The sequence below is a fragment of the Kocuria kalidii genome, assembly GCF_044462225.1.
GTDB lineage: Bacteria > Actinomycetota > Actinomycetes > Actinomycetales > Micrococcaceae > Kocuria > Kocuria kalidii.
Genome location: NZ_JBISWJ010000063.1, coordinates 1 through 22,022, shown reverse-complemented (window position 1 = coordinate 22,022; position 22,022 = coordinate 1). Strand labels below are relative to the sequence as shown.

21 protein-coding genes and 1 tRNA gene are annotated in these 22,022 nt (G+C 73.7%); 9 read left to right on the top strand and 13 right to left on the bottom strand.

Annotation, left to right across the window (positions count from 1 at the left end; genetic code table 11):
* Position 1: 1 nt before the first annotated feature.
* Positions 2-499 (bottom strand): FHA domain-containing protein FhaB/FipA, encoded by a 498-nt coding sequence (locus ACH9D3_RS08845; RefSeq protein ID WP_396410646.1) that lies wholly within the window; start codon positions 497-499, stop codon positions 2-4.
* Positions 500-1,270 carry an FhaA domain-containing protein gene (locus tag ACH9D3_RS08840; protein ID WP_396410645.1) on the bottom strand — a complete coding sequence of 257 codons (771 nt, stop codon included), beginning with the start codon at positions 1,268-1,270 and terminating at the stop codon, positions 500-502.
* Between the two features lie 172 nt (positions 1,271-1,442).
* Here ACH9D3_RS08840 and ACH9D3_RS08835 point away from each other — a divergent pair, with 172 nt between their 5' ends.
* From ACH9D3_RS08835 to rraA, 3 genes are read left to right on the top strand one after another with little or no spacing between them, the layout of a single operon-like run.
* Positions 1,443-2,108: a PepSY domain-containing protein gene (locus tag ACH9D3_RS08835; protein WP_396410644.1), complete on the top strand. Its 666-nt coding sequence runs from the start codon at positions 1,443-1,445 to the stop codon at positions 2,106-2,108.
* Between the two features lie 4 nt (positions 2,109-2,112).
* On the top strand, positions 2,113-3,675 hold the full coding sequence (locus tag ACH9D3_RS08830) for a DHA2 family efflux MFS transporter permease subunit (RefSeq protein WP_396410643.1): 1,563 nt from the start codon (positions 2,113-2,115) through the stop codon (positions 3,673-3,675).
* Between the two features lie 40 nt (positions 3,676-3,715).
* On the top strand, positions 3,716-4,195 hold the full coding sequence (gene rraA, locus ACH9D3_RS08825) for a ribonuclease E activity regulator RraA (protein WP_396399685.1): 480 nt from the start codon (positions 3,716-3,718) through the stop codon (positions 4,193-4,195).
* A 12-nt stretch (positions 4,196-4,207) separates the two neighbouring features.
* Here rraA and ACH9D3_RS08820 read toward each other — a convergent pair whose 3' ends face one another.
* The 4 genes from ACH9D3_RS08820 to ACH9D3_RS08805 all read right to left on the bottom strand — a co-directional run bounded on the left by ACH9D3_RS08820 (position 4,208) and on the right by ACH9D3_RS08805 (position 8,798).
* Entirely contained in the window at positions 4,208-5,839 is a 1,632-nt protein-coding gene (locus ACH9D3_RS08820; protein WP_396410642.1) for an amidohydrolase family protein, read from the bottom strand.
* Between the two features lie 57 nt (positions 5,840-5,896).
* The gene (locus ACH9D3_RS08815) at positions 5,897-7,933 is read right to left on the bottom strand and encodes an oxidoreductase (protein WP_396410641.1); all 2,037 of its coding nucleotides are present in this window, start codon (positions 7,931-7,933) and stop codon (positions 5,897-5,899) included.
* Positions 7,934-8,006: 73 nt separating this feature from the next.
* Positions 8,007-8,555, bottom strand: a complete 549-nt coding sequence (locus tag ACH9D3_RS08810) for a hypothetical protein (RefSeq protein ID WP_396410640.1) — start codon at positions 8,553-8,555, stop codon at positions 8,007-8,009.
* 33 nt (positions 8,556-8,588) lie between these two features.
* Positions 8,589-8,798, bottom strand: coding sequence for a hypothetical protein (locus ACH9D3_RS08805; RefSeq protein WP_396399681.1), 210 nt, complete (start codon positions 8,796-8,798; stop codon positions 8,589-8,591).
* A gap of 213 nt (positions 8,799-9,011) precedes the next feature.
* Here ACH9D3_RS08805 and ACH9D3_RS08800 point away from each other — a divergent pair, with 213 nt between their 5' ends.
* From ACH9D3_RS08800 to ACH9D3_RS08785, 4 genes are all read left to right on the top strand, one after another.
* On the top strand, positions 9,012-9,575 hold the full coding sequence (locus tag ACH9D3_RS08800) for a Dps family protein (RefSeq protein ID WP_396399680.1): 564 nt from the start codon (positions 9,012-9,014) through the stop codon (positions 9,573-9,575).
* A gap of 83 nt (positions 9,576-9,658) precedes the next feature.
* Positions 9,659-10,426 (top strand): endonuclease/exonuclease/phosphatase family protein, encoded by a 768-nt coding sequence (locus tag ACH9D3_RS08795; RefSeq protein ID WP_396399679.1) that lies wholly within the window; start codon positions 9,659-9,661, stop codon positions 10,424-10,426.
* 124 nt (positions 10,427-10,550) lie between these two features.
* Positions 10,551-11,276, top strand: coding sequence for a DUF1028 domain-containing protein (locus ACH9D3_RS08790; protein WP_396410639.1), 726 nt, complete (start codon positions 10,551-10,553; stop codon positions 11,274-11,276).
* Between the two features lie 115 nt (positions 11,277-11,391).
* Entirely contained in the window at positions 11,392-12,597 is a 1,206-nt protein-coding gene (locus tag ACH9D3_RS08785; RefSeq protein WP_396410638.1) for a CapA family protein, read from the top strand.
* 3 nt (positions 12,598-12,600) lie between these two features.
* Here the strand turns inward: ACH9D3_RS08785 and ACH9D3_RS08780 are convergent, their stop codons facing one another.
* The 5 genes from ACH9D3_RS08780 to ACH9D3_RS08760 all read right to left on the bottom strand — a co-directional run bounded on the left by ACH9D3_RS08780 (position 12,601) and on the right by ACH9D3_RS08760 (position 18,491).
* Complete coding sequence (locus tag ACH9D3_RS08780) at positions 12,601-13,488, bottom strand: endonuclease/exonuclease/phosphatase family protein (RefSeq protein ID WP_396399676.1); 888 nt, start codon at positions 13,486-13,488, stop codon at positions 12,601-12,603.
* Positions 13,489-13,645: 157 nt separating this feature from the next.
* Positions 13,646-13,900 carry a hypothetical protein gene (locus ACH9D3_RS08775; protein ID WP_396410637.1) on the bottom strand — a complete coding sequence of 85 codons (255 nt, stop codon included), beginning with the start codon at positions 13,898-13,900 and terminating at the stop codon, positions 13,646-13,648.
* 54 nt (positions 13,901-13,954) lie between these two features.
* Positions 13,955-15,151: a phosphoglycerate dehydrogenase gene (gene serA / locus ACH9D3_RS08770; RefSeq protein WP_396399675.1), complete on the bottom strand. Its 1,197-nt coding sequence runs from the start codon at positions 15,149-15,151 to the stop codon at positions 13,955-13,957.
* 74 nt (positions 15,152-15,225) lie between these two features.
* The gene (locus ACH9D3_RS08765; RefSeq protein WP_396410636.1) at positions 15,226-17,808 is read right to left on the bottom strand and encodes an MMPL family transporter; all 2,583 of its coding nucleotides are present in this window, start codon (positions 17,806-17,808) and stop codon (positions 15,226-15,228) included.
* A gap of 50 nt (positions 17,809-17,858) precedes the next feature.
* Positions 17,859-18,491, bottom strand: coding sequence for a TetR family transcriptional regulator (locus ACH9D3_RS08760; protein ID WP_396410635.1), 633 nt, complete (start codon positions 18,489-18,491; stop codon positions 17,859-17,861).
* Between the two features lie 273 nt (positions 18,492-18,764).
* Here ACH9D3_RS08760 and ACH9D3_RS08755 point away from each other — a divergent pair, with 273 nt between their 5' ends.
* Positions 18,765-19,949 carry a M14 family zinc carboxypeptidase gene (locus ACH9D3_RS08755; protein ID WP_396410634.1) on the top strand — a complete coding sequence of 395 codons (1,185 nt, stop codon included), beginning with the start codon at positions 18,765-18,767 and terminating at the stop codon, positions 19,947-19,949.
* Positions 19,950-20,038: 89 nt separating this feature from the next.
* On the opposite strand, the gene ACH9D3_RS08750 is transcribed toward ACH9D3_RS08755, so the two are convergent.
* Positions 20,039-20,122, bottom strand: a tRNA-Leu gene (locus ACH9D3_RS08750).
* Positions 20,123-20,269: 147 nt separating this feature from the next.
* On the opposite strand from ACH9D3_RS08750, the gene ACH9D3_RS08745 reads away from it, so the two are divergent.
* Positions 20,270-21,127, top strand: coding sequence for a formate/nitrite transporter family protein (locus tag ACH9D3_RS08745; RefSeq protein ID WP_396399671.1), 858 nt, complete (start codon positions 20,270-20,272; stop codon positions 21,125-21,127).
* Between the two features lie 4 nt (positions 21,128-21,131).
* Here the strand turns inward: ACH9D3_RS08745 and ACH9D3_RS08740 are convergent, their stop codons facing one another.
* Positions 21,132-21,914, bottom strand: a complete 783-nt coding sequence (locus ACH9D3_RS08740; protein WP_396410633.1) for a metal-dependent hydrolase — start codon at positions 21,912-21,914, stop codon at positions 21,132-21,134.
* Positions 21,915-22,022: the final 108 nt, after the last annotated feature.

Genomic DNA, 22,022 nt, shown 5'->3' with positions numbered 1-22,022 from the left:
GTCAGGCCCTCAGTTCCAGGACGGTCTTGCCCACCCGGAACGGGGTCCCGGGCTCGAGCGGCACGGCCCTGGAGAGGCGCTGCTGGCCCACGAAGGTGCCGTTGGTGGAGCCGAGGTCCTCGAGGAACCAGCGGGACCCCTGCGGGAACAGCCGGGCGTGCCGGCCCGAGGCGTAGTCGTCGCCGAGGGGCACGGTCACCTCGGGGGAGCGGCCCAGCAGCACGGGGGCGTCGCCCAGGGAGTAGGTCCGGCCGCGGAGGGGCCCGTCCAGGACGGCCAGCGTCCCGGGGCGGGAGCGCTGCCCGGTGGCGGGACCCGCGGCGGGCGGCACCGGGTCGTCCGCCGCGGCGCGCCGGTCGGGGCGGGAGCGCGTGAGCACGGCCGGGAGCCTCCCCCCGACCGCCATGTCGCGCCCCTGGCTCGCGACGATGCTGAGGATGAAGATCCAGAGGAGGGCCAGGAAGCCGAATCGGAGCAGGGTGACGGTGAGCTCGGACATTCAGCGGCTCCCCTTCGGGGTCAGGAGGCGGAACGTGATCCTGGTCCGTCCCATGGTGATCACGGAGCCGTTGACCAGCTCGGTGCGGCCGATCACCCGCTCCCCGTCCACGTAGGAACCGTTGGTCGAGCCGAGGTCCACGGCCACGAAGTGCTCGCCCTGCCGCCGGATCTCGAGGTGCTTGCGGGACACGCCGGTGTCCTCCACCGTGATGTCCGCCTCGGCGGAACGGCCCAGGACGATCGAGTCCGCATTGATGGAGAACCGGTCGCCCTCGACGTCGAGCACCGGGATCCAGTGCTGGACGGGCGCGGTCCGGACGGGGTCGTCCTCCTCGCGGCGGTGGCCGCGGGCGATCCGCTGCCCGCTCGGGGTCGAGGGGGTGTTGGGCGACTCCGCGGTGCGCTGCGCCGAGGAGTGGACGCGGAACTCGCCGGCCTCCACCTCCGGGTTGCGGGTGAACGACACCTTGACCGCTCCCTGCAGGGTGTAGGCCTGGCTGCGCGCGTGCTTGATGACGACGTCGCACAGCTCCTCCGCGAGCGGCGTGCCCCAGTCCTGGGCGCGGGGGAAGTCGTCGTCCGAGAACTCCACGACGAAGACGTTGGGGGCCATGGTGCGGCCGGCGGAGATCGTGAACGCCTCCTGGTCGAGCTCCCGCCGCAGGGCGCTGGCGATCTCGACCGCCTCCACCCGCTTCCGGGAGCCGGTGGAGAAGGCGGCGCGGACGGCCTTCTCGATGTTCTTCTCGAGGTTCTCGAGGAAACCCATACCGCCTCCTTCCTGGCGTCGATCACGGTGCGCATGCACCCGGTCCCGGGTCAGGCGTTCTCCAGGATAGTAGACGCGACGCCTGTGAGGCGGGTGGGGGGTGCGCGCCGGGCGGGTCCGCGCCCCGGCGACGTCCTTGCCACGGGCCCCGCCGGGGAGAAGAATCCACAGCATGAAGCACACTGACAAGAAGGGCCCGCTCGCGGGTGCGCTCGCCCTGTCCCTCCTGTTCCTCGCCGGGTGCGGCGACGGCGACGAGGACGGAGCCCCCCTCCCCGTGGAGACCGCCGCTCCGGCGGAGGACACCGGGACGCCGGACGACGACGCGAGCCCCACCGCCGACGACTCCGGCTCTCCCTCGCCCTCGGGCACCGGCGCGCCCTCGGAGAGCCCCGGTGCGGACGCCACCGGCGGGTCCGGCGGTGAGGCCGCCGTCGTGGCCTCCGCGATCGGCGCGGCCGAGGACGCGGTGGGCGGCGACGCCCAGGCCTTCGAGATCGGCCGGGAGGACAGCCCGGCCAGCTGGGAGGTCAGCGTCGCCTCCGACGACCGCGAGCACGAGCTGTACGTCTCGCAGGACGGGAACGACGTGATCAGCCAGGAGGAGGAGGGCGGCCTCGACGGCGACGACCGGGAGCGGCTCGCCCTGGTCCGGGTCCCCCTCGAGGACGCGCTGGACACGGCGCTGCAGACGGCCAACGGCACGGTCGACGAGGCGCAGCTCGAGACGGAGGACGGCACGACCGTGTGGGAGGTCGAGATCGACGAGCCGGACGGCAACTCGGCGGACGTGTACGTCAACGTCCAGGACGGCTCCGTGCTGAAGATCGACCGCTGACCCGGTGGTCCCGGACGCCGGGCGCACCGGGCGTCGCCAGCTGCTGCTGACGTTCCTGGGCCTGCTGATGGCGGTGCTGCTGGCCGCCCTCGACCAGACGATCGTGGCCACCGCGCTGCCCTCGATCGTGGGCGACCTCGACGGGCTCGACCGGATCTCCTGGGTGGTGGCGGCGTACGTGCTCGCCGCCACCGTGGGCCTCCCGGTCTACGGGAAGCTGGGCGACCTCTACGGGCGCAAGCGGATCTTCCTCGTGGCCGTCGTGGTCTTCCTGCTGGGGTCGGTGCTCTCGGGCGCCGCCCAGGACATGACCCAGCTCATCGTCTTCCGCGCCCTGCAGGGGCTGGGCGGCGGCGGCCTGCTGATCGGGGCGCAGGCGATCATCGCGGACCTGGTCTCCCCGCGCGAGCGCGGGAAGTACATGGGTGTGATCGGGGCCGCCTTCGGCCTCGCCTCGGTGAGCGGGCCGCTGCTGGGCGGGTTCCTCACGGACCTCGTGAGCTGGCGGTGGGTCTTCTACATCAACCTGCCCCTGGGCCTGGTGACGCTCGTGTTCATCCCCCGCTTCCTGCACCTGCCGCACGTCCCCCGGGGGCGGGTGCGGCTCGACGTGCTGGGCGCGGCGCTCCTGGCGCTGGGCAGTGTGGCCTTCGTGCTCCTCACCACGTGGGCCGGCACCGCGTACGCGTGGTCGAGCCCGCGCATCCTCGGTCTCTCCGGGGCGGTCCTGGTGCTCGGCGTGCTGTTCGTGCTGGTCGAGCGCCGCGCCCCGGAGCCGATCGTCCCCCTGCACCTGTTCCGGGTGCGCAACTTCGTCGTGCCCACCGCGGCGGCCGTGGGCATGGGCGTGATCATGTTCGCGACGATCACCTACCTGCCCACGTACCTGCAGATGGTCGACGGCGTGTCGGCCACCCGGGCCGGTCTGATGATGATCCCCGTGACCGTCGGGATGCTCGTCGGCACGATCGGCACGGGCCGGCGCATCGCGCGCACCGGTCGCTACAAACACTGGCCCGTGCTGGGCTCCGTGGTGATGGCCGCCGGACTGGTGCTGCTGTCGCTGATCGACCGGACCACCCCGTACGTCCTGACGGCCGCGGGGATGGCCGTCACCGGGCTCGGCATCGGCTGCCTGCTGCAGAACCTCGTCCTCATCGTGCAGAACGCGGTGCCGCCCTCGGAGGTGGGGGCCGCGACGTCGTCGTCGAACTTCTTCCGGCAGATCGGCGCGTCCTTCGGGATCGCCGTCTTCGGCTCGGTCTTCGTCGCCCGGCTCGACGACGCGCTCGCGGACCGTGCCGTGCCCTCCCTCGACGTCGACGCCCTGAGCCCCCAGGTGCTCGCGACCCTGCCGGTCCCGGTGCAGGACGCCGTGGCGCAGGCCTTCGCGCAGTCGCTGCCCCCCATCTTCCTGTGGGGACTGCCGGTCGCGGCGGGGTGCCTCGTGCTGTCCCTGCTCATCGACGAGATCCCGCTGGGCACGACCGTCGGCGCCCCGGCGGAGCGCGCGCCGCGGCCGGCCCCGGAGCACTCGGGCACCGAGGGCCGCGGCGCCGGTGGCTAGGCTGGTCCCGGAACAGCCACCGGAAGCCGAGGAGCAGCCCATGACCGATCCGCGCCCGTTCAGCACCGCCGACCTCTACGACGAGCGCGGCGAGCAGCTGATGTCCTGCCCGCGCCAGTTCCTCGACCTGGGCGGGACGGCCGCGTTCACCGGTCCGGTGCGCACGGTCCGCTGCTTCCAGGACAACGGCCTGGTGAAGGCCGTGCTCAACTCCCCGGGCGAGGGCGCGGTCCTGGTGGTCGACGGCCACGGCTCCATGGGCACCGCCCTCATGGGGGACATGATCGCGGAGTCCGCGGTGCGCAACGGGTGGGCCGGGGTCATCGTCAACGGCCCCGTGCGGGACCGGGTCGCCCTGGCCGGGCTGCCCCTGGGCGTCAAGGCCCTGGGCTCCAACCCGCGCAAGTCCGCCAAGGACGGGATCGGCGAGCAGGACGTGCCGGTCGTCATCGAGGGCGTGACCTTCCGCCCGGGCCGGACGGTGTGGGCCGACGAGGACGGGATCCTCGTCGAGGGCTGAGCCGCCGTCCCCTCAGCCGGCGAGGTGCGTGGGCCGGCCGCCCCGGTAGGTGGCCCGGACACCGATGTGCTCCACGGACCCGCCCCTCCGGTGCACATCCACGGGGTTGTCGTCGAGCACGACCAGGTCCGCGAGCTTGCCGGGGGTGAGCGAGCCGATCCGGTCGAACATCCCCAGGGCCTTGGCGGCCTCGGACGTGTAGGCGGCGAGGGCCTCCACCACGTCGAGCCGCTCACCGGCGGGGCCGAACCGCCGCCCGTCCCCGTCCAGACGGTCGGTCCAGGCCTGGACCGACCGCAGCACGTCGCCGTCGGCGACCGGTCGGTCGGAGCTGCCCGCGATCCGCACCCCGGCGTCCAGGAAGCTGCGGCCCCGGTAGGTCCAGTCCGTGCGCTCCGGACCCAGGAGCCGGCGGAACTGGGCGGCCATGGGGCGCAGGAAGCCGATCTGCGGGGTCACGCAGATCCCCGCCGCCGCGAGCCGCGGGAGCTGGTCGGGGCGGGTGATGCTCGCGTGCTCGATCCGGTTGGGGGCACGGTGGCGCCCGTGCTCGTCCTGGCACCGGGTGATCACGTCGATCGCGAAGTCGATGGCCCGGTCCCCGATGGCGTGGGCGGCCACGGACCAGCCCGCGCGGTAGGCGTTGCGGATCGCCTCGGCCATCTGCTCGGGGTTCTCCTGGAAGTAGCCCGTGGAGTGCCCCCCGCCGCAGAAGACCTCGGTCACCGCGGCGGTCTCCCCCAGCAGCGACCCGTCGACGAACACCTTGACCGGACCGAGGCTCAGCTCGTCGTCGCCGAAACCGGTGCGCAGCCCGAGGTCGAGCCCCCGCTCGGAGCCGTCCCCGAGCCCGCCGATCCCGTGCAGCACGTCCAGCACGGGCATCACCTGGGCCCGGGCGTGCAGGGCGCCGGCCTCCCGGGCCTGCTGGTAGGCCTGCAGCTCGGAGGGGTTGTGCCCGATCCATCCGCCCCCCACCCCGGCCTCGGCGAACGTGGTGATGCCCTCCGCGGCGTAGCGGGCGGTCGCGCGGTCGAGGGCCGCCACGATCTTGGCCATCGGATACGGGCGGAACAGCTCCTGCACCACCGCCTGCGCGGTCTCCTCGACCAGGCCCGTGGCGCGTCCGGTGTCGTCCCGCACGACCCGTCCGCCCACCGGGTCCGGGGTCCCGGGGGTGAAGATCTCGGCCCGGCGCAGCGCCTCGGAGTTCACCGCCGCCGCATGGCCGGACGTGAACCGGACGAACAGCGGGGTGCGGCCCGTGATGCGGTCGAGGACGTCGATGTCGGGCAGCGCCCCGCCCACGGTGGCCGGGTAGAAGCCGGTGGCCATGAGCCACTCCTCGTCCCGGGGCTTCGCGGCCATGCCGCGTTCCAGGGCCGCGTAGAACTCGTCCAGGGACGTGACGCCGGAGAGGTCCACCTCCGCCAGGCCCAGCCCGAACCACGTGGTGTGGCAGTGCGCGTCCACGAAGCCGGGCAGCACGGTGGCCCCGCCCAGGTCCACGGTCTCGGCCGCCGGGACGTCCGGGTCGTCGAGGACCACGATCCGCCCGCCGTGCACGCCGACGCTCGACGCGAGGGGGCGGGCCGGATCCATGGTCAGGACCGTGGCGTTGACGAGCTGGAGGTCGAGCTGCATGGGATTCCTTCCTGCGGGACTGCCCCCATGGTGGCACCCGGGGACACGAGCGGGGGCTCAGCCGATGGACGCGACGAGCTCCGTGGCCTGCCGGATCGCCCGCTTGGCGTCCAGCTCGGCCGCCACGTCGGCCCCGCCGACGAGGTGCACCGGGACGGCGCCCGGGTCGTGCCCGGCACGGGCCAGCTCGTCGCGCAGCGTCCGCAGCGGCTCCTGGCCGGTGCACAGCACCACGGTGTCGACGGCCAGCACCTGCTCGACCGGTTCCGTGCCGTCCGGGCCCGGCACGGTGAGGTGCAGGCCGTCGTCGTCGATCCGCCGGTACGTCACCCCGGTCAGGGTGCGGACGCCCCCGGCCCGGAGCGAGGCCCGGTGGATCCAGCCGGTCGTACGGCCCAGGCCCGCCCCCGGCTTGCCGGGGGAGCGCTGCAGCAGCGTCACCTCGCGCGCGGGCCGCCCGGGCCGGGGCGGGACGAGCCCGCCCCGCGTGGACAGCGTCGTGTCGACGCCCCACGCCCGGTAGAAGTCCGCGCCCGCGGGGTGCAGCAGGAACTCGGCGACGTCGAAGCCGATCCCGCCGGCGCCGAGCACCGCGACCCGCCGGCCCACGGGCGCTCCGTGCTGCAGGACGTCCCGGTAGCCCACGACCGAGGGGTGCTCCACCCCCTCGATCGCCGGCACCCGCGGCTCGACCCCGGTGGCCAGCACGAGACGGTCGAAGCCGCACAGGTGCGCGGGTCCGGCCGGTGTCCCGAGCCGCACGTCCACGCCCAGCTCGGCGAGCCGCACCCCGTAGTAGCGCAGGGTCTCCGCGTACTCCTCCTTGCCGGGGATGCGCAGGGCCATCAGGAACTGCCCGCCGATCCGGTCCTCCGCCTCGAAGAGGGTGACGGCGTGCCCGGCCTCCGCGGCGCTCACGGCGCAGGCCAGCCCGGCGGGGCCCGCGCCGACCACGCCGATGCGCTCCGCCCGGCGGGTGGGGCCCAGCCGCAGCAGGGTCTCGTGCCCGGCCCGGGGATTCACCAGGCAGGACGCGACCCTGCCGGCGAAGGTGTGGTCGAGGCACGCCTGGTTGCACGCGATGCACGTGTTGATCGCGTCCGCCCGGCCGCGTGCCGCCTTGTCCACGAAGGCCGGGTCCGCGAGCAGGGGCCGGGCCAGCGACACCATGTCGGCGTCCCCGTCGGCCAGGATCCGCTCCGCGGTCTCCGGGGTGTTGATGCGGTTGACGGCGACCAGCGGGATGCCCACCTCGCCCTTCAGCCGGCGGGTCACCCACGAGAAGCCCCCGCGCGGGACGACCGTGGCGATCGTGGGGATGCGCGCCTCGTGCCAGCCGATGCCGGTGTTGAGCAGGGTGGCGCCGGCGGCCTCGACCGCCCGGGCCAGCGCCACGACCTCCTCGAGCGAGGAGCCGCCCGGGACCAGGTCCAGCATGGAGAGCCGGTAGACCAGGATGAAGTCCGGGCCGGTGCGCTCGCGGACGCGGCGGACGATCTCCACGGGCAGGCGCATCCGGTTCTCGTAGGACCCGCCCCACCGGTCGGTGCGGTGGTTGGTCTCCGCGGCGACGAACTCGTTGATGAGGTAGCCCTCGGAGCCCATCACCTCCACGCCGTCGTAGCCGGCCTCCCGGGCGAGCGCGGCGGTGCGGGCGAAGTCCTCGATGGTCCGCTCGACCTCCTCCGCGGTGAGCTCGTGCGGGACCACCGGGCTGATGGGGGCGCGCAGCGGGCTCGGGGCCACGGCGTCGGGCGTCATGGCGTAGCGGCCGGTGTGCAGGATCTGCAGGGCGATCCGTCCGCCCTCGGCGTGCACGGCGTCGGTGACCGTGCGGTGCCGGGCCGCCTCCTCCGGGGTGTTGAGCACGGCACCGCCGGCGTGCGTGGCGCCCTCGGGACTGGGGCCGATGCCGCCCGTCACGATGAGCCCCACACCGCCCCGCACCCGCTCCGCGTAGAACTCCGCGAGGCGTTCGAACCCCCCTGGCAGCTCCTCGAGGCCGGTGTGCATCGAACCCATGAGCACCCGGTTGGGCAGCGTCGTGAAGCCCAGCTCCAGGGGAGCCAGCAGATGCGGGTAGGGCAGGGTCACGCGATACTCCTCGTCTCAGGTACTTGGGTCACCGTAGGCGAGGAGTGAGCCGTCTCACAAGCGGGGCCCGGACTCAGAGGCCGGCCAGCAGCTCCTTCCAGACCGCGCGCCACCGTTCGACGTCCTCGGCGCTGCCCAGCCCGGTGTGCGCCAGGGCGATCGTGGTGCGGCCGGGCCCCTTGCCGCCGATGGTCGCGGTGGCCCGGGTCCCGTCGGCCAGCCGGACCCGCCAGTAGCGCCACTTCTCCGTGGCCGCGGTGGTCGGAGGGCGCTGGAACGGGACGCCGCCGGCCCCGTCGCGCCCGGCCATGGCCGCGCCCCACCGGGCGAGCACCTCGTCCGGGGTGCCGGCCACGGTGCGGCTCGCGTTCACCCCGAAGGTGCCGTCCCCGGCCTGCCCGGGTCGGCGGGCGCCCGTGTGCTGCTCGTAGGCCACGGCGACGGCCTGTCCCCACCACTCGTGGTTGTCGACGACGCCCTCGAGCTGCTCCGCCGCGGCCCGCGCGAGCTCGGCGTGGGTCATCTCGCGGCCGCCGAGCTCGTCGAGCCGGGACGTCCAGGCCGCCCAGGACGTCCCGGTGGCCCGGGCGATGCCGTCCGTGCTGGTGCCCCGGGTGCTCATGGCCGCCGGGGGAGGGTCGGCGCCGTCACGGGATCAGCCGGCCGCTGCCGGGCCCCGGTCCTCCCCGTCGGCGGCCGCACCGGCATCGCGCACGCCGGAGACCTGCTGCCCGGCGTTGGTCTGCCCGGTGGGCAGGGGTTCCTGCTCCATGTCCTCGGCAGGGGTGTCGGCGGCCACGCCGATGTCCTCGGCCAGGTGCGGGTCGTCGGGGAGCTGGTCGCCGGAGGCGGGAGTGGTGTCCATGGGTCCAGACAACCAGCGGCGCGGAGCCCTGGCAAGGCCCGGCCCGGCGGTCCCCGGCGCCGGCGCAGCGTATCGCGCAGAGCGAATGGACAGGGTGCTGACACTCTTCCGCGCCCGTGCCATAGTGGGGACAAAGGCCCGCTCCGGCGAGCCGTCCACTGTTGTCGAGCAAGGCCGCCGTCCGGCGGCGGCCGGAATCATGGAGACGCACTCATGGCCACTCCGAACCAGCGCACCGCCCCGTACACCGTGCCCGGCCTGTCCACCGAGGACGGGCACGAGGTCGCCCAGACGCTGCAGCAGCGACTGCACGCCCTCAACGACCTCCAGCTGACCCTCAAGCACGCCCACTGGAACGTGGTGGGTCCCAACTTCATCTCCGTCCACGAGATGCTCGACCCGCAGATCGAGCTCGTGCGCGGCTTCGTCGACGAGCTCGCCGAGCGCATGGCCACCATGGGCGTGGGGCCGAGCGGCCTGCCCGGTGATCTCGTCCAGGCCCGCAGCTGGGACGACTACTCGGTCAACCGCGCCACCGGCGTGGAGCACCTCGCGGCCCTGGACCTGGTCTACAACGGCGTGATCGGGGACCACCGGGACGCCATCCAGAAGGTCGGCGAGCTCGATCCCGTCACCGAGGACATGCTCATCGGCCAGGTCAAGGAGCTCGAGCTCTTCCAGTGGTTCATGCGCGCCCACCTCGAGAACAGCGGCGGCGACCTGCAGCACGGCGGCGCCCGCACGGAGAAGGGCGCGGCGGAGTCCGCCGCGCAGTAGTCCGTCCCGCGATCGTGGCCGCCCCCGCCCGCCCCGGCCCCGCCGACCTTCGTGGTCCGCGGGGCCGGGGCGCGTTCACGGCCATGACCTTCAACGTGCGGCGCCCGATGGAGTCGTACCGCCGGGCGTCGCCGGACGCGTGGTTCACCCGCGCCCCGGCGGTGCAGACGGTGCTCCGGGCGCACCGGCCGCAGCTGACCGCCCTGCAGGAGGTCCTCCCGGGGCAGGTGCACCTGCTCCAGGGGGCCCTGGGCGCCGACCATGTCCTGCTCGGCGAGGGCAGGGACGCCGGCGGCCGCGGCGAGCGGTGCCTGCTGGCCGTGGACACGGCCCGCTTCGAGATCGAGCGGTGGCAGCAGCGCTGGCTGTCCCCGACCTCGGACGTCCCGGGGTCGAAGTGGCCGGGCGACTTCTTCCCCCGCACCCTGGTCCTGGCGGACCTGCGGGACCGCCGCACGGGAGTGCTCTGGCGCGCCGTGGCCACCCATCTCGACCCGTGGCCGGAGTCCGCCCGGTTGCGCAAGCTCGCCGTGCTGCAGCGCCTCCACCAGGAGTGGGGCGGGCCCCTCCTGCTCCTCGGGGACATGAACGCGGCCGCCGGCCGCTCCCGCACGTGGGACGCGGCGCTGTCCGGCGGGCTGCGGGACACCCTGCCCGCGGACGCCCCCGGCACGTTCCACCGGTACCGGGGGCCCCGGCCCAGGACGCCGCGGCTGGACTGGATCCTGTACGGCGGGCCGGTCCGGGTCCTCGGCTCCCGGGTGCTGGCGGACCGTCCGCGCGGAGTGTGGGCCTCCGACCACTTCCCGGTGCTGGCCCGGCTCGAGCACGCCGGCGGCCCCGCCTCCTGAGGGCGGGGCCCGTGGGGCGCACGGCCGGGGCGGCACGGCGTGCCGGGAGCGTCCTCCCCGGTCGGCGCGGGGCCGGCCATCGACGACGACGCGGCCGTCACGCAGTGACGGCCAGGAGGTGCTTGTGACCTACACCGTGATCGCCCGGAGCGCGGACTCCCGCCTGCTCGGGGCCGCCACGGCGAGCTGCTCCCTCGCCGTGGGCAACGCCGTGCCCGCCCTCGTGCCCACCGCCGGGGTGGTGGCGTCCCAGGCGTGGACCAACCGGCGGCTGCGCTTCGAGATGCTCCGCACCCTGCACCACGGGGGCACGGCCGAGGAGGCGATCGCGGGACTCACCGACGCCGACCCCGACCTGGCGCTGCGCCAGGTGGCGGTCCTGCCCGTGGAGGGCCCCGGAGCGCACCTCACCGGCAGCCTGTGCACGCCCTGGGCCGGGGGCGTGGCCGGGGCCCACTTCGTGGTCATCGGCAACTACCTGACCGGCCCGGAGGTCGTCGAGGCCATGCGCGCCACGATGGACGGGGCGCTCGCGGGGACGGGGCCGACCAGCACCGAGATGGCCCGTGCGCTGCTGGCCTGCCTGCGCGCCGGCCAGGACGCGGGCGGGGACAGCCGGGGCCGGCAGAGCGCGGCGGTGCTCGTGGCCGACACCCTCGCGGGCTTCCAGTACCCCGTGCTGCTCGACGTCGACCTGCGCGCCGACAACTCGCCCACGCCCCTGGACGACCTCGAGCAGATGCTCGCGCTGAAGGGCAGGGCCCACCCCGCGCCGGCCGAGGTGGTGCCCCGCACCGAGGTCCCGCACCGTCCCGAGGACGAGGGACTCTGGTCCACCGTCCTCTCCTGACCTCCGCGGCCACCGCCCTGCCCCGCGCGGTGCGCTCCCCGGCCCGCCCACCCCGCCCCGGGGCGGGCCCCGGCCGGGGTGGGCAGGCCGGGGACGGGTGGCCTACCCTCGGTCCATGACCTCTCCTCCCCACCTGCCACCGGTCCGCCGCGGCCCCGCGGCGGGACCGGTCGCGGCCCTCGTGGCGGTCGTCGTGGTCCTTGCCGGCTGCTCGGCGGAGCCGCCCGACGCCGCCCCGGACGCCGCCCCGGCCTCGGCCCCGCCGGCGGGCGGAACCCCGTCCGCCACGCCGAGCCCGGCGCCGGACCGGCTGGAGGTCGTGGTCACCGGGGACGTCCTGCTCCACCCGGGGCTGTGGGCGCAGGCCGAGGCCGACGGGGACGGGGACCTGGACTTCGGCCCGCTCGTGGAAGGGCTGCGCCCCTTCACGGAGGAGGCGGATCTCGCGATCTGCGACATGGAGACCCCGCTCGCCGAGCCCGAGGGCCCCTTCTCCGGGTACCCCTCGTTCGAGGTGCCGCCGCAGATCGTTCCGGCGCTGGCGGACCTCGGCTACGACGCGTGCACCACGGCCACCAACCACGCCGTGGACGCCGGCCCGGAGGGCCTCGAGCGGACCCTCGACGTCCTGGAGGACGCCGGGATCGCCACCACCGGCACGTACCGCACGGCCGAGGACGCGCAGGAGCCGCTGGTCCTCGACGTGGACGGCGTGCGCGTGGGTCTGGTGACCGGCACCTACGGGCTCAACGGCAACGTCCCGGACGCCCCGTGGCGGGTGGACCTGCTGGACGTGCCCGAGATGGTCGGCAAGGCGCGCCGGGCCCGGGAGGACGGGGCGGAGATCGTGCTGGCCGCGGTCCACGCCGGGCAGGAGTACTCCTCGTCGCCCGACCCGCAGCAGCTCGAGGTCACGCACGCGCTCGCCGACAGCGGGGAGTTCGACTTCGTCTACGGCCACCACACGCACTCGGTGCTGCCGATCGAGAAGCACGGGGACACCTGGATCGTGCACGGGCTGGGCAACAGCCTCTCGGAGCACGCCACCCGCGTGCCGGTCAACAACGAGGGCCTCACGGTCAGCATGTCGTTCGCCCGCGAGGACGGGGAGTGGGTCGCCGGCGACCCGGTGTGGACGCCGCACATCCTCACCCTGGACCCGATCCGGTGGTGCGCGCTGCCCGCCGAGGACGTGTGCCGCTCCCCGGAGGAGGACGCGGCGTCGCTGGCACGCACCGCCCGGACCGTCGGGTCGATGGGGGCGGAGGCCGACGGCGCCCAGCCGTGGCGCGCACTCACCCTCGGCCCCGCGGCGCCGTAGCGCTCAGTCCTCCCCGACGGTGACGAGCGCCTGGACGGGGGCGTGGTCGCTGGGGTGGCCCCCGGCGAAGCGCGCCGGGTTGATCGCGCTGCGGCAGACCCTCACGTCGGGGCTGGCCAGCACCCAGTCGATGCGCTCGTCGCCCCGCACGGCCTCGCCGTAGTCCGGGAACGTCCCCCACGCGGGGGTGAGCCGTTCCTCGGCGGCCGTCCAGGTGTCGCCGAGCATCCCGGAGTCCACGAGCGTCGAGTAGGCGCCGGACCCGCCCGCCTCCGCGTTGAAGTCCCCGGTGACCACGGTGGGGGTGTGCGGACGGAAGCTGTGCACGAGCTCGACGAGGGCCTGGGCGCTGCGGTCCCGGGCGGTCTCGGAGTCGTGGTCGAAGTGGGTGTTGACGAGCACCAGGTCGGCGCCGGTGCCGCGGTCCTGGAACCGGCCCCAGGTGACGATCCGGGGGACGTCGTTGCCCCACGTGGTGGAGCCGATGAGCTCCGGCGTGTCGGAGAGCCAGAACTGGTCCCACTCCAGCAGCTCCAGGCGGCGGGCGTCGTAGAAGATCGCGGAGTACTCGCCCTTGCTGCCCCCGGCGCGGCCGTAGCCGACCATCCCGTAGCCGGCGGGCAGGGCCTGTTCCACCGCGGGCAGCTGGTGGTGCAGCGCCTCCTGCACGCCGAGGAGCGTGGGCTGCTCGAGCTGGAGCATCCGCGCCAGCCGGGGCGCGCGGTCGGGCCAGTGGTCCGGGTCCCCGGCGCGGGTGCCGCTGTGGTGGTAGCGGATGTTGTAGCTCATCACGTGCAGGGCGCGGCCCGTGGCCGGTCCGATGAGCGGCACCGCCGGGTCCGCGACGCCCGGAGTCGTGGAACGGTCGAGAAGGACGGTGTCTGGTGACATCACTGCTCCAGGGTGGGGGCGTGCGGGGGCGTCGTCGTCCCATGGTGGACCCGGCGGCCCGACCACGGTGCCACCGGGCGGGAACTCGCGGTGGCCATCCGGTGAAATCGCGGGGTCGTCCACGGGGACCGCGGACCCGGGACCGGCCGTGCACGGCTCAGGCATCCGGCGCCTCCCCGGAGGGGCGGGGAGCGAGCAGCGGGGAGGCCCCCGGCGGGGGCGGAACGCCGGTGCCCGTGGACGCCGGCACCGGGAGCTCCGGTCCCGGGGGTATCGGCACGGGGGCGGAGTCGTCGCCGGCGCGGGCGCCGTCGTCGGGGCCCGGCACCGCCCCCGCCGGTGCGGGGGCGGACACCACTGCTCCGTGGGTGCCCCTGCCGTGGACGGCAGGCTGCTCCGGGACGCCGCTCATGCGGTCATTGTGCCACCTGCCTCCGTCACCTGCGGGAGGCAGGCGGGCCGGGACTCAGTTGATCGTGCTGAGCCGGATGGTCTCGGGCAGCCCCAGGATCTGCTCGATGACCTCCCGGGTCACGCCGTTGCCCGCGTCCGTCACGAGGAAGCCGGTGTCCCCGCGGGTGGACAGCTGCTGGCGGTCGATGTTGATGCCGTGGTCGCCCAGGACGCTGTTGACGGTCGCGAGGACCCCCGGCACGTTGCGGTGCAGGTGCAGGATGCGGGTCCCGTTGACGGCGGTGTCCAGCTGGACCTGCGGCATGTTCACCGACAGGGTCGTGGAGCCCGAGGTCACGAAGGAGGAGAGCTTGCCGGCCACGAACCGCCCGATGTCCACCTGCGCCTCCTGCGTGGAGCCGCCGATGTGCGGGGTGAGGATCACGTTGGGCAGGCCCTGCAGCACCGAGCTGAACGGGTCCCCGGCCACCTTGGGCTCGTTGGGGAAGACGTCCACGGACGCGCCGGCGATGTGCCCGCCGACCAGGGCGTCCCGCAGGGCGTTGTAGTCGACCACCATGCCGCGGCACAGGTTGAGGAAGAGCGACCGGGGGCGCATCCGCTCGAACTGCTCGCGCCCGAACAGGTTGTCGTTGCCGGCGCGGCCGTCCACGTGCAGCGAGACGGTCTCGACGCGCTCCAGCAGCTCCTCCAGCGTGTCGCAGCGCTGGGCGTTGCCCAGGGGCAGGCGGTCCACGACGTCGTAGTAGTAGACCCGCATCCCGAGCGTCTCGGCCAGCACGGACAGCTGGGAGCCGATGTTGCCGTAGCCCACGATGCCCAGGGTGCGGCCGCGGACCTCGTGGGCGCCCTGGGCGGACTTGTCCCACACGCCCTCGTGCATGGCGCTGTTCTTGTCGGTGAGGTGCCGGGCCATCGAGATGATCTCGGCGATCGCGAGCTCCACCACGGAGCGGGTGTTGGAGTAGGGGGCGTTGAAGCAGGTCACGGCGTGCTCCGTGGCGGCCGTGAGGTCGATCTGGTTCGTGCCGATGCAGAAGGCGCCCACGGACAGCAGCTGCGGATGTGCCTCGAACACCTCCCGGGTCACGTGGGTCTTCGAGCGGATGCCGAGCAGCTCGACGCCCTCGAGCGCCTCGACGAGCTCTCCGGTGTCGAGGGCACCCTTGCGGGTCTCGACCTCGATGCCCTTCTCGGACAGGATGCGTTCGGCCTCGGGGTGGACGTTCTCCAGGAGCAGTGCTTTCACAGTGGTCCAGTCTATGGCGCCGGCGCGGAGGAGGACGACGTCGCGCGTCACCTCCGCACCGGGTGTGGCCGACGTCACCGCACGCCGGCGGGCTCCGGGGTCCTCTCGGGCACCGCGCCCGGCTCCGCGCCGCCCCAGCCGCTCGGGTCGGCCGGGGCCGGAGGGGCGCTGTCGCGGCGCAGGGAGTCGCCCTCGACGTCGACGTCGGGCAGCAGCCGGTCCAGCCCGCGGGGGAGCCACCAGGCCTTGTCGCCCAGCAGGTGCATGGCCGCGGGGATCAGGGTCATCCGCACCACGAACGCGTCGACGAGGACGCCGAAGGCCAGGCCGAAGCCGAGCGGGCGCACCATCGCCATGTGCGAGAAGACGAAGCCGGTGAACACCGAGATCATGATGATCGCCGCGGCGGTCACCACGGCCCGGCCCGCGTTCAGGCCCTCGCGCACGGCGGCGCGGGCCGGGCGACCGTGGACGTAGGCCTCCCGCATCCCCGAGACGAGGAACAGCTGGTAGTCCATGGCCAGTCCGAAGAGCACCCCCACCAGGAGCGTGGGCAGGAAGCTGAGCACCGGCCCGGGGTCGTGCACGCCGAAGAGGGCGCCCAGCCAGCCCCACTGGTAGATGGCCACCACGGCGCCGAAGGCGGCGAACAGGGAGAGCATGAACCCGGCGGTGGCGATGACCGGGACCAGCACGGAGCGGAAGACGAGCACCATCAGCACCAGCGACAGTCCCACGACCACGAGGAGGTACACGGGCAGCGCGTCGGCCAGCTTCTGCGAGACGTCGATGTTGCCGCCGGTCTGTCCGGTGACGCCGACGGCCACGCCGTACTCGTCCTCCAGGGCGGGCGAGAGGGCGCGGAGGTCGTCGACGAGCTCCTCGGTGGACTCGTCCGCCGGGCCGTCGGCGGGGACGACCTGGAAGACCGCCGTGCCGCGGTCCTCGGAGAGCCCCGCGGGAAGGACCGAGACCACGTTCTCGCGGTCCATCAGCTCCTCCCCGACGGCCACCTGGAGATCGGCGGCCTCCTCCGCTCCGGTGTCCGCGGGCAGGTCCGCGACCACGAGCACGGGCCCGTTGGTCCCGGCGCCGAACTTCTCGTCGATCATCTGGTAGGCCCGGTACTGGGTGGAGCCCGCGGGCTCCGAGGAGCCGTCCGGCAGGCCCAGCCGCATGGAGGCGGCCGGCAGGGCGACCAGCAGGAGCGCCACGACGCCGGCCACGAGCGTCAGCACGGGTCGGCGCGTCGCCACGCCCTCGCGGCGCTCCCCGCGGTGCGCCGGCGTGCGCGCCGCCCGCACCCGGGCCCGGCGCGAGAGCAGCCGCGGCCCGACCAGCGACAGGAGGGCCGGGGTGAGGGTGATCGCGATCAGCACGGCCACGGCCACGAAGGACGCCGCCGCGGTGCCCATGAGGCCCAGGAACGGGATGCCCGTGACGTTGAGCGCGGCCAGGGCGATGATGACGGTCAGCCCGGCGAAGACCACCGCGTTGCCCGACGTCCCCGTGGCCAGCCCGATCGACTCGTGCAGGTCCATGCCCCGCAGCAGCTGCTGGCGGTGCCGGTTGAGGATGAACAGCGAGTAGTCGATGCCCACGGCCAGACCGAGCATCAGCCCGAGCATCGGGGTCACCGACGTCATCTCCACGACCCCGGAGAAGGACAGGGTGGCGAGGGCGCCGACCCCCACCCCGACCAGCGCCATGAGGATGGGCAGGCCCGCGGCCACCAGGGTGCCCAGCATGGCGAGCAGGACGACGGCCGCAATGACCACGCCGATCACCTCGGCGGGGCCGAACAGCTGGGAGATGTCCTGGGCGATCTCGGTGGAGTACGCGACCTCCACCCCGTCGACGTCCACGCCGTCGACCGCGGCCTGCAGCGCGTCCTTGTCCTCCGCGGTCACGGCCTGCTGCTCGGCCGTGAAGGTCACCACGGCCATCGCCGTGGTCCCGTCCTCGGAGACCGTGCGGATGTCCTCGGCCAGGGCGAGCAGCCGCTCGCCGCGCTCGAGCTCGGGCGCGGAGGCCGTGAGCTCGCCCGCTCCGGCCTCGAGCTCGGTCCGGGTGCGCTCCAGCTCCGCGCGTGCGTCGTCGAGGGCCTCCTGGCGCTCGTCGAGCTCGTCGAGCACCCGGCCGGGGGCGTCGGCCTCCTCGGCCTGCTCCCGGGCGTCGTCGAGCTGCTGCTGGTTCTCCTCGAGAGCGGCCTCGGCCTCGGCGAGCTGCGCGCGACCCTCCTCGAGCCGGTCCCGGCCGTCGGCGAGCTGCGCGCGGCCGTCCTCGAGCTGCTGGGCCTGCTCGCGGCGCTCGTCCTGGGCCTCGAAGGGGTCGAGCACCGCCTGCACGCCCGGGGACCCGCCGGCCGCGGTGAGCGCGGCGTCGATCTGCTCGCGCTGCTCCGCGGTGAACGGCTCGCCGTCCTCGGTCCGGAACACGATGCGCCCGGTGCCGTGCCCGGCGTCGGGAAGCTCGGTCCGGAGCCGGTCGGCCAGCTGCTGGGTCTCGGTGCCGGGGATGGTGATGGCGGTGGTCAGCTGCCCGCCGGCGACGGCGAAGGCGCTGCCCGCGATGACGAGCACGGCCGCCCAGGCCGCGATCACGGTCCACGCGCGGCGGGCGGCGAAGCGCCCGAGTCGGTACAGGAGTTGTGCCATGGTTCTTCTCTGTCGGTGGTGGGGGACCGGCCGGGGCCGGGGCGCTCGGGTCAGGCGGCGAAGCCGCGCCGCAGATGCTCCACCGCGGTGCGCAGCAGGCGCTGCCAGACGATGCGGCTCTGGGGGGTGTCGACGGCCGAGGTCTCGGCCGTCCACTGCTCGAGGACGACGACCACGGCGTTGATCAGCGAGCCGGCCAGCAGGGCGACGGTGAACGGGTCCGCCTGCGGATTGCGGCGGGTCACCTCGCCGGTCAGCCGGACGGTCACGCTCTGCATCACCTCGTGGCTCCACAGCACCGTGGCGGGGTGGTCCTCGCTGGTGCCCACGAGCCGGGCGATGTGCGAGAGGGGCTGGACCAGCTCGGTCCGCTCGATGACGTCCGCCAGCTGCTCGAAGACGGCCCCCGTGGTCGGGGCGGCCGGTGGTGGCGTGGCGTCGGCGATCTCGACGAAGTCGTCGACGATCACTCCCAGCAGCTCGCTGAACCGGACGTAGACGGCCTCGTCCACGGAGGCGAAGTGGTTGAAGATGGTGCGCCGCGAGACGTCCGCGCGCCGGGCGAGGTCGCTGACCGTGAAGTTGCCGAGTCCCTGCTCCTCCGCCAGTGCCGCGGCGGCATCGATGATGGCGCGGCGGTTGGCGGTCTTGAGCTGACGCCGGCGGTCTTCCGAGGGGATCACGTGGTTACACTAAGTGCAACGTTGCACTTAGTGCAAACGTCTGACGGCCGCGATGCAGCCCCGGTCGCGACGGGGCCCCGCCCGTGGGCCCCCGCCGGACCCGTGGACGATCTGCCGGGGGAGGTCGTGCTACTGAGCAGTACTTCTTCGGTTGTCCGCCGGTGGCTGCCGGAGATGTGCAGAAGTGATTAGCATCACCAGCACCCCCGCTCCGGTGCGGCTCCCCGTGGGACCGCGCCGGCAGCACCGACCATTCCCCCGGAGGACCAGCACGTGACCCCTCAGCACCGCGACCCCGCGACCCCCCGCTCCGCGCGCCGCCCGCACCGACGGATCGCGGCGGTGGCCGCGCTCGCCGTCGCGCTCCCCCTCGGCGCCGCGTCCCCGGCGGCCGCGGACGCCAACTTCCCCTCGACCGAGGGGAGCACCAACATCTCCAGCATCCTCGGCCACGACGACGTGGTGCGGGAGCTGCAGAAGCTCGAGCGGACCAGCCGCTACGGCGTGGACGCCTTCACCCTGGCGGAGGCCGGGACGGAGGTGAGCACCTCCGAGCAGGGCCGTGACCTGTGGGTCGCCACCGTGGGCTCCGGCGAGGAGCACGTGTGGCTCCAGGGCCGCATCCACGGCAACGAGCCCTACGGCACCGACGCCCTGCTGACCCTGCTCAAGGACCTCGGCAGCAACGGCTCGGCCGAGTACGAGCTGCTGCGCGAGAAGTTCACCTTCCACGTCATCCCCATGTACAACCCGGACGGCGCCGAGGCCAACATCCGGCACACCGTCCTGTGGGACCAGGTCTCCGGCGCGCCGGAGGGCGGGACGCCGCAGCGCATCGACCTCAACCGCGACTGGACGGCGGACGGGTTCGCGGCCGACGAGTCCCGGGCGTTCTACGAGTACTGGACCACCGTGGACCCGGCGTGGGGCATCGACATCCACCACCAGGGGCTGAAGCAGCAGCACGGGACCGGCGACGACGTCACCCTCTCCCTCGGCATCTCGCTCGCACCGGGCGGACCGACCCTGCCCGGGCTGGCGGACGGGGCCTACGACAGGCTCACCCGCCAGATGCACGTCCACGTCCACGACGAGCTGTCGAAGTACGGCTACATCAGCATGGACCGCTACCAGGTCGGCGGCAGCCTCGAGATCGACATCAAGGGCGGTGTGGTCTCGGCGATGATGCTCGGCCTGGACCACGACGGGCTCAATCCGGAGGGCCACTCCCACCCGGTCGTGTTCTTCGAGACCTCGGGCAACTCCTCGGACGGGAGCCTCGGGCAGAAGGCCCGCGGCAAGAGCGTGCAGCAGAACGTGCTCGCCATGAAGGAGCTGCTGCTGGGCCTGGCCACCGGCGAGGTCCAGCAGGAGGACCCGGAGCGCTGGGACGAGATCCCGCACGCGCCCGTCACCGGCTACCAGACCGACTACGCCGGCGTGGTCCCGGTCGGCTGAGGCCGCCGCCGGTGCCCCCGGAGGCACCGGCGGGCGGAACGAGGAAGAGCGGGACACCCGCCGGGTGTCCCGCTCTTCCTGCTGTGCGGTGCGCGAGGGGGGAGTTGAACCCCCACGCCCTCTCGGGCACACGGACCTGAACCGTGCGCGTCTGCCTATTCCGCCACTCGCGCTCGCCGACCTCAGCGGCACACCGCTGAGAGCAACGACGACAATCCTACCCACACTCGCCCCCGAAGGCCAATCGAGCAGGTGGGCCATCCATCAGTAAGCTTGCCGTATCCCGGGCAGGGATCGATGACGGCACACAGGGAGCACCGATGGAACCCGACAGCGAGAATCTCGAGGAGAAGCGCAAGGAGCTGGGCCGGACGGACGAGCCGCTCGAGGACGAGCTGGTCGAGGGCTTCGAGAACACGGTCACCGAGGGGGCGGAACGGCTGACCCGCACGTGGCGGGCGCTGACCATCACGGGGCTCTTCGGCGGCATCGACGTGGGCGTGGGCATCCTCGCCTACCTCGCGGTCAAGGAGGCCACCGGATCGGACCTGCTGGCCGGCGCGGCGTTCGGCTTCGGGCTGCTCGCCCTCCAGCTCGCCCACTCGGAGCTGTTCACGGAGAACTTCCTGGTGCCCATCTACGCCGTCGTCTCCCGGCACAGCACCTGGTTGCAGCTGGTGCGCTTCTGGGTGGTGACCCTGCTGACCAACCTGCTGGGCGGGTGGTTGTTCACCTGGTTCATCGTGGCGGGGTTCCCGCAGTTCCACGACGTCCTGGAGGAGTCGGCCACCAAGTACCTCGAGGGCGGTCTGTCGCTGGAGACGGCCGCCCTGGCGCTGCTGGCCGGCAGCACCATCACGCTCGGGACGCGGATGAGCCAGGGGTCGAGCAACGAGGTGGTGCACACCGTCATCGCGCTCATCGACGGCCTGCTGGTCGTCGGGCTGGGCATGCTGCACGGAGCGCTGAACTCGGCCATCATCTTCGGGGCGATGCACGCGGGCGCCGACATCTCCTACACGGAGTGGCTGCTGTGGATGCTGTGGGTCATCCCGCTGAACATGGTGGGCGGGCTCGTCATCATCACCCTGCCGCGGCTCGTCCGCACGCTCGAGCTGATCAAGAAGGAGCGGGCGGAGCAGGAGCGCCGGCACGCCGACGACGGCCGCGTGGTCTGAGGGCTCAGGCGACCGCCAGACCGGTGGCCCGGGCGAACGCGCCCCACAGGCCCGTCAGCGCGAAGAGGGTGATCGGGGCGAGCAGTGCGAGCTCCGCGGCCGAGCCGGCGTTGCCGATCAGCGGGACGGTGAGGAACGACCGGTTCTTGTACACCGACCGCGGCAGGGGCAGCGGCATCCGCAGCGGATAGAGCAGGTGGATCCCGCGCGTGGTCACCAGGTCCCCGGCCATGTGGGCCAGCACGCCCGTGCCCACCGCCGCGGCGAACCACCACTCGTGGGCGGGCGGGTACAGGCCCACGACGACGCCGAGCCCGATCCCCACGACCCAGTTGAGCTTGGCCACCCGCTCCGGCACGAAGGCGAGCACCTGCACGGCGAACGCGATGAGCAGCACGGACATGACCGCCGCCAGCGGCCACACCCGGCCGAGGTCCCCGACGGGGACGCCGATCCTCTGCGCGGCCGCGGCCAGGCCGGTGAACGCCAGCACCCCCAGCACCGAGTGGGTGCCGCGACGGTGCCCGCCCGAGAGCCGGCAGATCCCGCGGGACAGCCACGTGGACAGGGGGCGCAGGGACCGGGCCACGGTCCCGCCCGGGTGGTCGAGGTCCGGGAGCAGCGCAGCGCCGGCGGTGACGAGCGCGCCGGTGAGGACCCCGGCGTCGCCGACGTCCAGCAGGCCCCACCCGATCGGGAGGCTCAGGTCCTGCAGGTGCAGCCGGTAGTCGGCGGTCAGCGCCACCCATGCGGCCGCCCCGCAGGCCGCATGGCTCGGTCCCATCATGAGAGTGACGTCCTCCTCGGATTCCCGGTGCCGGGGGGCCGGGCGGCCCCACCAGCGGAAACACTAGGATCCGGGCCGGACAGCACAAGGAGGGGTCCCCGGGGGCGG

Coding starts and splice junctions, on each gene's coding strand:
- ACH9D3_RS08845 (WP_396410646.1), bottom strand. CDS start 499: ATGTCCGAGCTCACCGTCACCCTGCTCCGATTCGGCTTCCTGGCCCTC.
- ACH9D3_RS08840 (WP_396410645.1), bottom strand. CDS start 1,270: ATGGGTTTCCTCGAGAACCTCGAGAAGAACATCGAGAAGGCCGTCCGC.
- ACH9D3_RS08835 (WP_396410644.1), top strand. CDS start 1,443: ATGAAGCACACTGACAAGAAGGGCCCGCTCGCGGGTGCGCTCGCCCTG.
- rraA (WP_396399685.1), top strand. CDS start 3,716: ATGACCGATCCGCGCCCGTTCAGCACCGCCGACCTCTACGACGAGCGC.
- ACH9D3_RS08820 (WP_396410642.1), bottom strand. CDS start 5,839: ATGCAGCTCGACCTCCAGCTCGTCAACGCCACGGTCCTGACCATGGAT.
- ACH9D3_RS08810 (WP_396410640.1), bottom strand. CDS start 8,555: ATGAGCACCCGGGGCACCAGCACGGACGGCATCGCCCGGGCCACCGGG.
- ACH9D3_RS08805 (WP_396399681.1), bottom strand. CDS start 8,798: ATGGACACCACTCCCGCCTCCGGCGACCAGCTCCCCGACGACCCGCAC.
- ACH9D3_RS08800 (WP_396399680.1), top strand. CDS start 9,012: ATGGCCACTCCGAACCAGCGCACCGCCCCGTACACCGTGCCCGGCCTG.
- ACH9D3_RS08795 (WP_396399679.1), top strand. CDS start 9,659: ATGACCTTCAACGTGCGGCGCCCGATGGAGTCGTACCGCCGGGCGTCG.
- ACH9D3_RS08785 (WP_396410638.1), top strand. CDS start 11,392: ATGACCTCTCCTCCCCACCTGCCACCGGTCCGCCGCGGCCCCGCGGCG.
- ACH9D3_RS08780 (WP_396399676.1), bottom strand. CDS start 13,488: ATGTCACCAGACACCGTCCTTCTCGACCGTTCCACGACTCCGGGCGTC.
- ACH9D3_RS08775 (WP_396410637.1), bottom strand. CDS start 13,900: ATGAGCGGCGTCCCGGAGCAGCCTGCCGTCCACGGCAGGGGCACCCAC.
- ACH9D3_RS08765 (WP_396410636.1), bottom strand. CDS start 17,808: ATGGCACAACTCCTGTACCGACTCGGGCGCTTCGCCGCCCGCCGCGCG.
- ACH9D3_RS08745 (WP_396399671.1), top strand. CDS start 20,270: ATGGAACCCGACAGCGAGAATCTCGAGGAGAAGCGCAAGGAGCTGGGC.
- ACH9D3_RS08740 (WP_396410633.1), bottom strand. CDS start 21,914: ATGATGGGACCGAGCCATGCGGCCTGCGGGGCGGCCGCATGGGTGGCG.